Genomic DNA, 13,953 nt, shown 5'->3' on the forward strand with positions numbered 1-13,953 from the left:
CGCCAACACTGTTACCGATAGATAAGTCGCTTCCTTTTCGTGAGCGCTGGCGGCATATTATTTTTGGAACCGATACACTCGAAGGCCAGCGTTTCGATAGCCTGTTAATTGTCTGCATCATTGCCTCTGTTGCCATGGTGATGCTTGATAGCGTGCCCTCTGTCAATGCAACCTATGGCCGCTATTTTTATATCGCTGAGTGGCTGTTTACTATTACCTTTACCCTTGAATACCTATTTCGAATATATGTTGCGCTAAAGCCGCGTAAATATTTATTCAGTTTTTACGGCATTGTTGACTTGCTAGCGATTTTGCCCAGCTATCTCAGCTTAGTGATTACCGGCGCTAATTATTTATTGATGATTCGCCTTTTACGTGTGCTGCGAATTTTTCGAGTGTTAAAACTGCTTGAGTATATGGGTGAGGCGCGGGTGCTATTGCTGGCACTGTCGAATGCACGACGCAAAATCACCGTATTTATGTTTGCCGTTGCCATTATGGCCATGATATTTGGCAGTTTATTATATGTGGTAGAGGGTGAAGCCAATGGTTTTACCAGTATTCCCAAAAGCATCTACTGGGCGATTGTGACGATTACAACCGTGGGGTATGGTGATATTTCGCCGCAAACCCCGCTTGGACAAGCCCTCGCCGCTTTGGTGATGCTAACGGGTTATGCGATTATCGCAATTCCCACCGGTATTGTGACGGCCGAAATCGCCTTGCTGGGCAGAGAAAGAAAAATTACCAGCGACAGAGAATGCACGAATTGCCACAAACATTTTCATTTAGCCGATGCAAAATATTGTAACAACTGTGGACATAAGTTTGAGGAAGAAACGTAATTAATCGAGCCACCGATCAAGTTTGATATACTCACCCACAAAACGCTATTGATGTAAGTTTAGCATGCCTAATTTTCGCGATTTTTCACCATCACCTCTGATTGCCAATCCGCATTTTCAAACCATTTATCCATCGTTTTTTACTGAGCCACTGATGTCGCGACAAGATAAGCAGTTGCTGAGCCTGAGCGCGCAGCCACTGAGTCTTGCAACCCCAGACTTTGGCGTATTGCATGCTTTTTTACACACGGCTCAGCATCATGATAATAGCAAGCCGCTAGTCGTCTTACTGCATGGCTGGGAAGGTTCGATTGAGTCAGGCTATATCATGCGCACCACGGCATTATTGTTAAAGCAGCGCTTTCAAGTATTACGCCTGAATTTTCGCGATCATGGTAATAATCACCATATGAACCTCGAGCCTTTTAATTCTGCACGTTTGGATGAGGTAAAACAGGCCATTTGCATGGTTCTAGAGCGTTTTAATATTGCGCGTTTTCATCTTGTGGGCTTTTCTCTCGGCGGCAATTTTGTGCTGCGCTTGGCGGCTAATCCGGCTGATAATTTTCAACCCGAGCGGATTATCAGTATTTGCCCACCGATTGACCCATTAAAAACCAGCTGGGATATCGAAGCCGGCCCGGCCATTTATCACCGCTATTTTGTAAAACGCTGGCACCGAAGTTTGTCACAGAAATATCGCTACTATCCTGAGCTCATGCAATCGCATCAGGATTTATATCTGGATCAGAAGCTTCAGCGCAAACCATCACTGAACCAAATGAACGCGATTTTTGTGCCTAAGCACACTGAATTTGCCGAGGTTAACGCCTACCTCAATGCCTATAAAATCGATCAAGCAAGCCTTGAGCGCATTCAGGCCAAAGGTTTATTGGTTTACAGCCAAGACGATCCCATTATCTGCGTCGAACAGTTTAAAGACCTGCACAGCACTGCATCGCTCAGCTTGTATCGCCAAGCACATGGTGGCCACTGTGGTTTTTTGCAGGCGCTACCGAGACGTTTCTGGCTTGATTCGCTAATTACTGAGTTTCTGCAGCCGCATCGATAACGGCTTGCATATCAACAATGCGCTGCGCTTCTTGCACGTGCAGCGCTTCAACCAGTTTGTTATTCACAACAATCACACCTTGCTGATCAGCTTGCTGCCATGCGGCAATAATTTCACGCGCCTCGGCGATCGCTGCATCGCTAGGTGAGAAAGCTTGATGACAGGCAGGAATCTGCTTGGGGTGAATTAATGTCTTGCCATCAAAACCAAGGCCCTTTCCTTGCTGACAGATAGCAGCCAAGCCTGCTTGGTTATCAAGTTGATTATAAACCCCATCTAATACATCACAATTATGCGCCCTGGCAGCCATAATCACTTTACCAAAGGCGTATTGAAATTCATCGCGAGTTTCAGACTGAGCCACCCGCATCTCCTTGGCTAAATCATTGGTGCCCATCACTAAAGCCTCCATCGCGGAATGCGCAGCAAGCTGCTCCACATTAATAACAGCTGCAGGGGTTTCAATCATAGCCCAGATAGGTATTTGCCTATCCAGCAAAGCCAGCGCCTCATTTATTTGCTCGACGGTCTCAAGCTTGGGTAATAGCAGACCATCAAAACGCAACTCGCGCAGCAGTTTTAAATCATCTAATCCCCACTGACTGCTGAGACTATTGATGCGCACAATTTTTTCGCGACGACCATAGTCGTGCGTATTTAAGGCATAGGCTAATGACTCTCTAGCCTGCTGTTTTTGATCGACTGCAACCGCATCTTCAAGATCTAGCAGTAAAACATCGGCATCAATTGATTGTGCCTTTTCCATTGCACGCGCATTGGCGGCTGGCATATATAATGCTGAGCGTCGTGGTTTATACATAGTGGTTCCGTATCTAGTAGGATGGCATTGGGTTTTCGCTATAATCGGGATTGCGCTAAACAAACTTAATAACAAAGAATCATATAGCATGCTTGGGTGCAAATCATGCTTTAAGTTACCGGTTCCTATCTTCACAGGCGATATCTGTTTGCCGTGAAAATTTGTCATTAAAAAAGGGAGCCACGGCTCCCTTCTATGTTAGCAATATGACAAGGTCGCTATTTTTTCAAAATGACCGACGAGCCATGGCCAAACAAGCCCTGATTAGCAGTAATACCTACTTTAGCGTCTTTCACTTGACGATCACCAGCTTGGCCACGCAATTGCCAGGTTAGCTCGCAAACCTGCGCCAAGGCTTGTGCCGGCACCGCTTCACCAAAGCAGGCAAGACCGCCTGAGACATTCACCGGTATCGCACCGCCTAGTTTGGTGGCACCGTCACGAATCAGCTTCGCGGCATCACCACGCTCACAAAGCTGCAGATCCTCATACCAGTCTAATTCAAGCGCAGTCGATAAATCATATACCTCTGCCAGGCTTACGTCCTCAGGGCCAATGCCTGCCTCCTCATAAGCTTTTTTAGGCAATTGCGCACGAAAACGAATTTGCTCAACCGAGGCTGCCGCCGCAGAATCAGTCGCAATATCCGGCATTTCAACCACTTCGTTTGCGAAAGTTGGGGTCACGGTTGAAATCGCGGCAACTTTCACTGCATCGGATTTACCGATCTTTTTCGCAAACGCTTCAGAGCACACAATCACCGCTGCACCGCCATCAGAGGTTGCACAGATATCCATTAAACGCAATGGATTCGCTACCATGGCTGAGGCTGCAACATCTTCAGCGGTAAAGCATTTTTTATATCGCGCATAGGGGTTAATCGAGCCGTGCTGTGCATTTTTCACTTTCACTGCGGCAAAATCTTCTAAGCTGTCACCGTATAGGTCCATTCGACGACGTGCATAGAGTGCAAAGTACGTTGGGTTAGTGATGCCAATATGAAAACGTACCCAGTCTGGATCTTCAGGGCGGTACCCTTTAGCCGGCGCTAAAAACCCTTTCGGTGTGGTATCGGCACCAATGACCAGCGCACACTCGGCCTCGCCAGCTAAAATTTTAGTTTTCGCCGCCGCTAAAGCTTGAGAACCCGAGGCACAGGCCGCATAGGAAGTATTTACCTCGGCACCTTGCCAACCTAAAGCTTGCGCAAATGTAGCACCAGCCACATAACCGGGGTAACCGCAACGCATTGTGGCTGCACCCGAAATAAAGTCGACATCTTTCCAAGAAATGCCTGCATCGGCAATCGCCTCACGCGCGGCTTTGACGCCGTATTCAACAAAATTATTGCCCCATTTACCCCACGGGTGCATGCCGACGCCAATTACTGAAATATCATTACTCATTTTCTAATTCCTTAGGCTACCGGCTTCCACTTCCAAATTAACTTATCGGCTTCATCATCTTGATACAGCGTTTCTAAAACCAACTCAACTTCTTGACCCACCGTCATATCTTCAACAGAAACGCCCGTTGCCGCCTGACCAAGCACAATCATTTGCTCTTTCTCAAGCTGCACTGCCGCAATGGCATAGGGCTCATAAGGGTCTGCAGCGACGAATGGTTCTGGCGGTTTATATTGTGCGTCGGTATAGGACCACACTTTGCCCGTGCGACTTAATAACACCTCTTCAAACTCCGTGCTGTCACAATCGGGGTTTTTACAAAAATGCGTTTGTTTGGGAAAGTAATAGGTGCCGCAGCCTTTACACTGTGTGCCAATTAAGTGCGGTTGGTCACCGTCAAGCGTGTACCAGCCCTCAATGGCGGCAGCAGTCGGTTTGTTTGACATAATAGTCTCCAGTTATTGCAGCGCGCCTGCAATGCGCTATATATCCAATGAAACGGCGCACATTGTAGCGATTTTGGGAGCATTTGAATATGTCTGTTTTGATTATGTCATAGCAGGGCTGAGTCAACACGACCTTGCTGATGGCATCAACGATACGCTCACAGAGAAATATCTGGCTAGATAACGAGCCCCGGTTTGAGCTGCTCACCAAAACTGTAATCGCAGTGATAAGGCTGCTCAAGTTGCAACCATAGGCTATCAACCAGAGTTTGTTGATCAGACCATTGATTTTGTTGATGCGCTTTTAGCAACCATGCCGCTAACGTTTTGGCGACATTGGGATAATAATTAGCACGACGTGGTGGTAATAATAACCATTCAGCACATACCGCTTGATCAAGACTTTGCATAACGGTGGCTCTAGACATTGCCTGTAGTGCTAAAGCGTTAGAAAGCTGCTCAAACTGGCCTGCTAGCGGCTTCACCAATAATTTTTTGCCTAAGTGTAGGCACTCGCTGGCTAATTCAAAGCCAGCGTTGGAAATCACACCCTCAGCATCCAACAGGTGTGCGTGAAACTCGCTATGGCTGAGTGGGTTAATCTGTATATGCCCGACCGTCATCTTATGAGGTACTTTGGCAAACACCTCAAAATGGTAGCTATCAAAGGGGCGTAAAAACGCCACCACCTGCTCAATCGCTTCAAAACCCATATACACCACGTACTTACCGGCAACCACAGCACTGGCCTGTAAAGGCTCAATCAACGGCGGTAAAATTGACTGACCAAAGTGATGCCAATGCAATCCAATAGCATGGTCAGTTGGCGCAAAATAACGCATCAACATTTTTGCACTGCGATAGCCCGAAACCTTGGGGATGTTTTCAAAAAATGCTGCTTGGTGAGAAATACTTAACGAGGTTTTACCCGCCAGCTTAGCAGCCCAAGCAGTCACCGGCTCGAAGTCTGATAGCACCAAATCATACTGCGACACATCCAAACTGCGAATATCGCGAATAAGCTCAGCAAAGTTATTGTGTTTAATGGTTTTAAGCGTATCTAAACGTCCTTGCTGAGTGACGAGTGAGGCGCCTTTGAGTACTCGCCAATCGTCACCGAACAACTGCATATTAAAAAAATCCTCTCGCGCTCGACCACTAAATATAAAGTCTAACTCTATATCTAAAGCTCTAAGCTCAGGTACTAGCGCTCTTGCTCTGGCAAGATGGCCATTACCTGTCCCTTGGATTCCGTAGAGAATTTTCATACAACTATTCAATATCTATCATTAGAACTATTAAGGTATTGACGCATAGGGCGCTAAAAGGCTCAGTGCCACGTAGGCTGAGGCCAGGCCTAAACATGCGCCGAGTGCTATATCACTGGGGTAATGCACACCCAGCATAACTCGAGATAAACCGACTAAAGCTGCCCAAGAAAATGNCATGATCGACAGGCTTGGCAAAAACACCGCTATAACNGATGCCATCAAAAAAGCACCCGCGGTATGGCCTGAGGGTAAGGAAAATTCATCGCTAGGCTTTAGTGCATATTGCGCATGAGATAAGGTAACGAAGGGCCGCTGTCGCTTGCAGGTTTTTTTAAGCAAAACATAAATNGGTAATTCTATGCTAAATGCCAGCAAGGCAGTGGCAATCAATGCATGTGCATATTCAAATGCAGAGATAAGCGCAAGCACTGCAACGAGCACATATAAATAGCCATCACCTGATTTCGACAAATAACGAAAGAAACATGTGGTTGGCAAGCTTTTCAGAAAACGGTTACACCATAAATAGCTACTAGTATCTAATCGCAATAATGTATTCAGCATTCAATAAGACTCTCCAAGACCTTATATAAATGATACTAAGCTTGCTCGGTGAAGCTTTTGTGACCGATTTATGATAGTTTTTTGACACTGTCACCGTTAAAGCCACGCTGACCGATATTTTCAATTTTTTAGACTTGGAGCTGATGTGATCCGCCTTGAATTTCAATCTCAAACTCAACTAATGCATATGTATCAAGCGATGATGGCAGGCAAATTCCAATCATTAGACGCTGCTCTGCTGCTAAGTGAGCCCTTAGCGCAGGCATTAGAAACATTGGTTGATCAGTTGATTGCAGATATGCGCCTGCAGCACCGAGAGCACTTCGTTGACACAATGCTGGCACAGCTATGCTTAAGCTCAGAGCACCCGCAATTTCAACAAATCACCGATACTATTATTAACCATCTGCACCAGCTGGATTGGCCAAACCTATCCGAAGAAACTCAAATCAGTTATTTAAAAACAGCGGCTAAGCCATTAAGCTTAGATGAGGCGGTAACGCAACAGCTGCTAACACATATTGAAGCCGCTCTATGATATTGCTCTTTAGCTTGCTGTGTACTTTGCTGTGTACTTTGCTATGTATGCTATCCATGCGGCAGGCTATGCAGCAATCTTAACGGCAATGCATACAGCAATATAAGATTAATAAAGGATTGAGGAATGCCTATTTTTTGCGCCTCTTGATAAATCTGAGGCAAGGATGAGTAAGCTTGGGCAATTGTTCTATTAGTCCATTAATCCCGTTAGTTATTTAGCTCCGATAGTTCTGTTAGCGCTATTTCGGCTCTATGATCAACCAATCGCCCTTCGCAAAATATAAGCGAAATTTTATGAGAAGATTTACCACATTATTCAATTCTCTTGTCAGCTATCCAGTCAGTTATCTAGTCAGTTATCTAGTCAGCTTTCGAGTCAGCTCTTTAGAAAACTCTCAACACAGCTTGCAAACCAAACCTGCAATCAGCACCGCCGCTATTGCGGTATTGCTTCTGCAGCTAAGTAGCTGCAGCAATATCGGGTCTAACCCTGACGCGATTAAAGCTCAACGCATTATTGTATTGCCAACACAAATCACACATAAAGAGCTAGCTCGCTTTCAACAGCAGACCAGTATAGCGCTGGTGACGGCTCTCAATAAACAAGGCTATGAGGCCGCCATGCTCAACCCCAGTCTCTTTCAACAGGCAAACGAAATTGCACTGGAAAAAACGGGCAGTATATATGACCCTCAACTGGCAGAGTTTACGCCAATGAACCAAGCGAGCTATGTAAAGGAAATATTATATCTGCTAATAAAACGACAGCGTTTTGATATGTTATTGCAGCCAGCACTGATATTGCGCCCGGCAAGTATTGATCAGGCCAACAATCGGGTCGAATTTGATGGCTTAAGCACCGCTGTCGAATTTGATGCATCTATGCAAACGCCGCGCTATCCTAACAAGGCGCGCGGTTTATCGCTGAAGCTGGTAGGTCTGAGCAGTCAGCAACAGCCAACCAAAGCCATGCTAGCCGGTGTATCTGTGCCATTTACCATTATTGAAAGTAATGGCCTGCCAGGCTTAAAACTCAAATCTGAGTTAATCAGTACAGCCGAGCTGGATGATGCAGTGAAGCGCATCAGCCGGCAGTTTCAACAGCAGGTTATACCCTAATCTGCTACTGAAACTATAGCTGAGTCATTCTCAAGCCATACTTACATCGCTATACTTACATCATAGCCAACTTCAACAGGGATTAACTTAGCCCAACCACTGGTATTCCGGCACCGTGAATCTCTGAAGCGGCATCCGAAGCTAAAAAACCAATGACTTCAGCAATCTTCTGGGTTGGCACCCAGCTAGAAAAATCAGCATCTGGCATATCACTGCGGTTGCGCGGCGTATCGATCATACCGGGCAGAATCGCGTTCACATTAATCGCGTCCTGACGAAGCTCCTGCGCCATACTTTCGGTCAAGCGTAATACGGTTGACTTAGACGCCACATATGCGCCCATATTCGCAATCCCCTGATGCGCAGCACCGGCAGAGATATTAATAATTTTGCCGCCGCCAAGCTGCTGCATATGCGGCACCACAACCGCTGCAGTATGGACGATTGATTTGCTATTTAATTGAAATAAAAAATCCCAGGTTTGATCAGAGGTTTGGTGGACGGCTTCGCCCATCGTAAAGCCGCCAGCAATATTGGCAAGAATATCAATCTGCTGCCATTTATTGATCACAGCGCTAAAGGCCTCGGCCACTGATGATCGTGAGGTCAGGTCAGCGCTCAAGAATATTTGCTGATCGGTTTCAGCAGTATTTGCATAACTAGCGTCGAATGCGGCCTGAGATATATCGATCAGTGCGACATTGGCACCCTGGCGAAGAAAATAGTCAACCACGGCCTGACCTAATGCACCAGCGGCGCCTGTCACAACAACGGTTTTAGCTGAAAAATTATACATGTTTATTCCTTAAAACGATTAATCTGATGAAACATCATCAGCTTTCTCAATACGATAAGGCTCTAACTCAATAGCATCTAAGCTAGATCCTAACATAATCACTAGACCTCTATATCGCTCATCGCCTAATGATGAAAATTCAAACTTATATGAACGCCAAAACTNTAATTTTCCTTGGCTGTCACGCTTGAACCAAACGGCCTTAAAGGCAACAGATTGATCNAGCAGCTGAAGCTGCTGCTGAGATAAGTATCGCTGTACCTTAAATAGGGCAATTTCACGCACTCTTACCGCACTGTAAAAGCTGTAACAGAGTGTGGACAGCAATAAAAAAATAGCCATATCGGATAGGCTAAACATACAGGCTCTCTCTAACTTGACGGATAAGCCGCCTGAAGCTGTTGATATACCCAATCTGCAAAATTATCATCAACATGTTCAGCCGATGCTAATATCTCACTCAGTACTTCATTATCTTCACGACCATGCCATATTTTTATATAGCTGCCTGATTTATAGCCATGGTCTTGACGAAAAAAGTTTAAAACATTTTTACCAACATACTGTTTAAATAATTCGTCAAATGATAAATCGCAGGCAATCATTAGGGCCCAAAACTTACAAACATCAAATGCACGTGAAGCTAATACTGACTCAGCCAATGCCTCAGTTGCATCAATCACAGACAACTCAGGCACCTCACCATGGCTAAGGCTAGCCATAATATCATCCGCAATATCGTCATAGTTTGCTTGATCCAACAGCATCGACAAACCAAAGTGCCATATATCTACTACTTCTAGCTGCACTTGAGCCATGTCAGGGTGTTGTTGCTTCCACCACTTATAACCATAGTGATCAACTAACTCACCGCACTCTATCCATATTGCACGAAACCATGCAAAATTTTGCAGTTGCCAATCAGGATGAACTTTACGATTCATTTTATCCTGCAGCGCTAACATGACAGACAATTCAGTTTTCATGTGTCCCCTCTTGTATATTTTGCACAGTGAGCTGTATATCTAACATCTCTATAATTTCTGATGGCTCTATAGCTTGGCTAGGTGTGTAGGCACCCGGCATGATTTTTTGTGCCAGTAAGCTCTCAACGAAGTACAAGGCTGATTTGGCCGTAAATGCATAGCCCTCATCGCATTCTGCGAACAGCCTAAGTTGGCATTGACCTTGTTTTGACGCCTCGGCTGATAGCTGCATGCAGGCAGAGTCCATCGCAGCTTGATCTGGCCCCGAAACATACTTATCAATCATTCGATCAAACAGGCGCTGCAGCGATGAAAACTTAAATAGCTTTACGACAGGTGTGAGGCGTTTCATCCATTTTGCTTGCTGCGGGCTGACCTCTGTATAGACGGCAATATTGTCAAAGCCAGCTGAATGGTATGCGGTGACCAAATCGCCCCAAGGGATTGTCATACAGAAACGACGCTTATCAGCAAATTGCACAAATTTTGCAATTTCAGCTAAAGCAACGGTGGTAATTTCAGCATTGCGGCGCAGCTTACCGCCCTCTGGCATCATACGCAGCATAGTTTTACTGGTGCCAGGGCTAATACCACCAGCTTGTTCAGCCGTTTTCCGATCAGCGCCAGCAAACGCCAGTTCTAACGCATCGGCATCAGGCGCAAGCCGTCTGGCCTCACTGGCTAAAATATCAGTTGGCACGACGTCAAAGCCTATGCCGCTGATAATCGCAACACCATGCTCTCGCGCAGCGTCATGCAGCGTTAATGACTGCGCCAGTACTGCCATTTCACCGGTAATATCAAGATAATGACAGCCCGCCTTAATACAAGCTTGCTGTAAGGTATCCGCTGTATCTTCGAACGGTCCAGCGCAGTTTAGCACAACCGCAACTTGATCCAGCTGTTGCGTGATGGCATGCGCCGCATGCTCGCCCTGACAGCTAAAGATTTTATAACTGAGCTGATGTTGCGTTGCAATCGGTAATACAGTGTCTAGTGATCGACCCGCAAGAATCGGCTGATGACCACGTTTAAGCGCCGCCTCAATAATTAGACCTGCGGTATAACCTGAAGCACCATAAATAAGCCAAGAAGAATTTAACATAGTCGGAAAAGCGCCTGTGCACGAATAAACAACGATTCAAATAAGAGTGCGGGATTTGGATTAGAAACGCCCAGCAACTGCTGTTTAGATTGATTTATATCATCGATCAAAGTATACGCTTTAAGCGCAAACGGTGGACGTCTAAATCGCTGAGCGAACTCCTTAAGCGGACAATAGTCATCAGCTGCGATTGCGTGCGCATAATGAATAGTTTGCCCAATCAATCGCTGAAGCGCGTGAATTGCTTGCAGCCCATCTTGCTTACTGCAGTAATCTGCAATACTGATGGGTGATGGCGTCTGACCTTGCAAAATAGCAATGATATAATCAGCTATATGCTGATAAGTTGCTAAGTAAGCCTGCTCGTCAAAGGTTCTTGCCAACAAAGGGTTACCGTTAGCCAGCTGTAACAATTGCAGCCTCTTTTGTGGCTCTGAGATATAAGGTGTCAGCCAATCATTGGCTTGTGTATGAGAAGGCTTAGCAACATCAATCATTTGACAGCGCGAGCGAATTGTCGCTAACAAGCTGTCGGCTGCATGCGTGATTAAAATAATCAGTGTATTTGCGGTTGGCTCTTCCAAAGACTTGAGCAGCGCGTTGGCCGCATTAATATTCATGCTTTCTGCAGGCTCAACAATCACCACCTGCATGCCTTGACGATGCGATTTTTGACTCAAAAACTGACTTAGCTGACGAATTTGGTCAACTTTGATTTGAGTAGCTTTGTCTTCAAGCTGGACATTCAGTGCATCAGGATGAGTTGAGGCAGCATATAGCTGACAAGCCTTACAGCGACCACAAGGTTGCATCGCTGAATCACTTTGTTCTGACTCACATAGTATCAGCTGCGCCAAAGCTTTTGCAAAATGGCGCTTACCCAAGCCAGGTTCACCTTGCAGCAATAAGGCATGTGGCAGCCTACCCTGACGAAAGACCGTCACTAGCTGCTCAAATTGGTCAAATTGCCATGGGTATGGGGTAAACATCATTTACTCTGCTGCGATTGCTGAATTAAGCCATCTAGCACCCGCTGAATATCATCTTGCACCTGCGACAGCGGCTGATCGGCATTAATGACGGCATACTTATCTGGCATCTCAGCCGCCCGCGTTAAATAGGTTTGGCGCACGCGCTGATGAAACGCTAAGTCTTCAGACTCCATGCGATCCAGTGATGCACGAGCGCGAGCGCGCGCGAAGCCTACTTCAACCGGCGCGTCTAGAATGATCGTACAGTGCGGGCGAAGTTCGGCCTGCACCATCGTTTCTAGCTGCTTAATTAACGCTTGATCAAAGCCACGTCCACCCCCTTGATAAGCAAAGGTTGCATCGGTAAAACGGTCACACAATAGCCACTTACCCTGTGCTAAAGTGGGTCGTATTTTATTCGCCAGGTGTTGCGCTCTAGCAGCAAACATCAATAACAACTCTGTCATGTCGGCCACTTTTTCGTCGCGATTCACAAGCAGCAGTGCGCGAATTTGCTCAGCCAGTTCAGTGCCGCCTGGCTCTCGACTATGGACAAAATCAATCTGATGCTGACGCAGGTAGTCCTGCATAAATGCCATATTGGTGCTTTTGCCGACACCCTCACCGCCTTCTAAAACAACAAATATTCCTGACTGCATTACAAACCCTATGGTGTCGGTGAGGAGCGATAATCTTTTTTGCGGTTCAGCTGATAATCTCTAACGGCTTGCTGATGATCAGCTAAATTGGATGAAAACTGATGATAACCATCCCCTTTGGCCACGAAATACAGCATACCATTAAGCAAAGGGTTTAACGCAGCTTTGATCGATGCTTCTGACGCTAAGGCAATTGGCGTAGGCGGTAAGCCTTTAATCGTATAGGTATTATAAGCGGTTGGCGTGAGCAAATCTTTACGACGAATATTGCCTTGATAGCTATCACCCATACCATAAATAACCGTAGGGTCTGTTTGCAATTTCATGCCGCGCAACAGTCGCTCTACGAATACACCGGCAATTTGCTCACGCTCGGCATCAATCGCTGTTTCTCGCTCAATAATTGACGCCATAATTAATACCTCATAGGGGTTTTTATAAGGTAAAGCTGGAGTATTTGCCTGCCATGCGCTTTGCAACACTGACTGCGTCTTGTCATAGGCAATTTTCAAAATATCACGGTCTTTTGTGCCTTTACTGAAAAAATACGTGTCAGGATAAAAAATGCCTTCGATATGTTGATACTCATCAGCTGCATCAACGGCGGCTAAAATTGAAGATGGCTGCGTTAAATCTAGGGTAGTCACAATACCAGGCGTTTGCTGTAATGCTTCAATGGCTTGCTTGCTGGTCCAACCTTCTAACAAAGTGACAGAATTTTGAATCACTTTGCCGCGCACCATATTATCTAACACCATTAATACAGAATCGCCCGAATTTAGCTTATATTCACCCGCTTTAATATTTGTCATATCAAACAACTTGGCATACGCAATTAGCAGCTTAGGGTGGGGGTAAATATTTTGCTGCTGCAGCTTTCTTGCCACCTTATGAACTGAATCGCCATATAATACTTCAAGCGTTTGATCTTGCTGAAAGGTGATTGGCGTTGATAAAGACTTCAGTGAGAAACCAGCCGTCAACATAGTGAAAAAGATAAGGCCACAAAGGCTTAATAAAAGAATATTTCTCATAATTTTAATGCTTGTATCGCTTGCTTTATAAATGTCTGCAGCCAGTCATTAGCTGAAAATTCAATGACAGCTTGCTGTGTTTTTATACGATTCACGGGCACCGCCATCATCAATGCATTTGAAATAAACATGGCGTGAACCTCAGTTAATTGCTCTGGCCTTAAGCGCGACTCCGTCACCGTTACCCCGATTGATTGCGCAAAACTGATTAAATAATTACGCATGACGCCTTGCAAACCAGCTTGATCAATAATCGGTGTATGCAATTGTTGCTGCTGATCAAGCCAAAAAATATTCGACGCGGTAGCTTCAGTAATGT

At 45.7% G+C, this 13,953-nt stretch carries 17 protein-coding genes; 4 read left to right on the plus strand and 13 right to left on the minus strand.

Going from position 1 to position 13,953, the window contains the following annotated elements:
- Positions 1–17: 17 nt before the first annotated feature.
- A complete protein-coding gene (locus tag HRU21_01765) occupies positions 18–845 on the plus strand; it encodes an ion transporter (protein ID NRA41014.1) in 828 nt (275 codons plus the stop codon).
- 64 nt (positions 846–909) lie between these two features.
- A complete protein-coding gene (locus HRU21_01770; protein ID NRA41015.1) occupies positions 910–1,917 on the plus strand; it encodes an alpha/beta fold hydrolase in 1,008 nt (335 codons plus the stop codon).
- Here HRU21_01770 and HRU21_01775 read toward each other — a convergent pair.
- The 5 genes from HRU21_01775 to HRU21_01795 form a co-directional block, all read right to left on the minus strand.
- Positions 1,889–2,737 (minus strand): CoA ester lyase, encoded by an 849-nt coding sequence (locus tag HRU21_01775; GenBank protein ID NRA41016.1) that lies wholly within the window; start codon positions 2,735–2,737, stop codon positions 1,889–1,891. The genes HRU21_01770 and HRU21_01775 overlap by 29 nt on opposite strands.
- A gap of 218 nt (positions 2,738–2,955) precedes the next feature.
- A complete protein-coding gene (locus HRU21_01780) occupies positions 2,956–4,143 on the minus strand; it encodes a lipid-transfer protein (GenBank protein NRA41017.1) in 1,188 nt (395 codons plus the stop codon).
- An 11-nt stretch (positions 4,144–4,154) separates the two neighbouring features.
- The gene (locus HRU21_01785) at positions 4,155–4,589 is read right to left on the minus strand and encodes an OB-fold domain-containing protein (protein NRA41018.1); all 435 of its coding nucleotides are present in this window, start codon (positions 4,587–4,589) and stop codon (positions 4,155–4,157) included.
- A gap of 176 nt (positions 4,590–4,765) precedes the next feature.
- Positions 4,766–5,857, minus strand: coding sequence for a glycosyltransferase (locus HRU21_01790; protein ID NRA41019.1), 1,092 nt, complete (start codon positions 5,855–5,857; stop codon positions 4,766–4,768).
- Between the two features lie 30 nt (positions 5,858–5,887).
- On the minus strand, positions 5,888–6,424 hold the full coding sequence (locus tag HRU21_01795; protein NRA41020.1) for a phosphatase PAP2 family protein: 537 nt from the start codon (positions 6,422–6,424) through the stop codon (positions 5,888–5,890).
- Between the two features lie 181 nt (positions 6,425–6,605).
- Between HRU21_01795 and HRU21_01800 the strand changes: the two genes are divergently transcribed.
- Together HRU21_01800 and HRU21_01805 are read left to right on the plus strand one after the other, a co-directional pair.
- Positions 6,606–6,962: a hypothetical protein gene (locus HRU21_01800; protein NRA41021.1), complete on the plus strand. Its 357-nt coding sequence runs from the start codon at positions 6,606–6,608 to the stop codon at positions 6,960–6,962.
- A gap of 296 nt (positions 6,963–7,258) precedes the next feature.
- A complete protein-coding gene (locus tag HRU21_01805; GenBank protein NRA41022.1) occupies positions 7,259–8,083 on the plus strand; it encodes a hypothetical protein in 825 nt (274 codons plus the stop codon).
- An 82-nt stretch (positions 8,084–8,165) separates the two neighbouring features.
- Here HRU21_01805 and HRU21_01810 read toward each other — a convergent pair whose 3' ends face one another.
- The 8 genes from HRU21_01810 to HRU21_01845 form a co-directional block, all read right to left on the minus strand.
- A complete protein-coding gene (locus HRU21_01810; protein ID NRA41023.1) occupies positions 8,166–8,879 on the minus strand; it encodes an SDR family NAD(P)-dependent oxidoreductase in 714 nt (237 codons plus the stop codon).
- 18 nt (positions 8,880–8,897) lie between these two features.
- Positions 8,898–9,239 carry a DUF3301 domain-containing protein gene (locus HRU21_01815; protein ID NRA41024.1) on the minus strand — a complete coding sequence of 114 codons (342 nt, stop codon included), beginning with the start codon at positions 9,237–9,239 and terminating at the stop codon, positions 8,898–8,900.
- Between the two features lie 11 nt (positions 9,240–9,250).
- Complete coding sequence (locus tag HRU21_01820; GenBank protein NRA41025.1) at positions 9,251–9,865, minus strand: dUTP diphosphatase; 615 nt, start codon at positions 9,863–9,865, stop codon at positions 9,251–9,253.
- Entirely contained in the window at positions 9,855–10,970 is a 1,116-nt protein-coding gene (locus tag HRU21_01825; GenBank protein NRA41026.1) for a saccharopine dehydrogenase NADP-binding domain-containing protein, read from the minus strand. Before HRU21_01825 ends, HRU21_01820 begins: the two co-directional genes overlap by 11 nt.
- On the minus strand, positions 10,964–11,962 hold the full coding sequence (locus HRU21_01830) for a DNA polymerase III subunit delta' (protein NRA41027.1): 999 nt from the start codon (positions 11,960–11,962) through the stop codon (positions 10,964–10,966). Before HRU21_01830 ends, HRU21_01825 begins: the two co-directional genes overlap by 7 nt.
- Positions 11,959–12,600: a dTMP kinase gene (locus HRU21_01835; protein ID NRA41028.1), complete on the minus strand. Its 642-nt coding sequence runs from the start codon at positions 12,598–12,600 to the stop codon at positions 11,959–11,961. Before HRU21_01835 ends, HRU21_01830 begins: the two co-directional genes overlap by 4 nt.
- A gap of 8 nt (positions 12,601–12,608) precedes the next feature.
- Positions 12,609–13,634 carry an endolytic transglycosylase MltG gene (gene mltG, locus HRU21_01840; protein ID NRA41029.1) on the minus strand — a complete coding sequence of 342 codons (1,026 nt, stop codon included), beginning with the start codon at positions 13,632–13,634 and terminating at the stop codon, positions 12,609–12,611.
- A partial coding sequence (locus HRU21_01845) for an aminotransferase class IV (protein ID NRA41030.1) occupies positions 13,631–13,953 on the minus strand: 323 nt, incomplete at its 5' end. The genes HRU21_01845 and mltG, both read right to left, overlap by 4 nt.

It is taken from the genome of Pseudomonadales bacterium (assembly GCA_013215025.1).
In the GTDB taxonomy this organism is placed as follows: Bacteria; Pseudomonadota; Gammaproteobacteria; order Pseudomonadales; family DT-91; genus DT-91.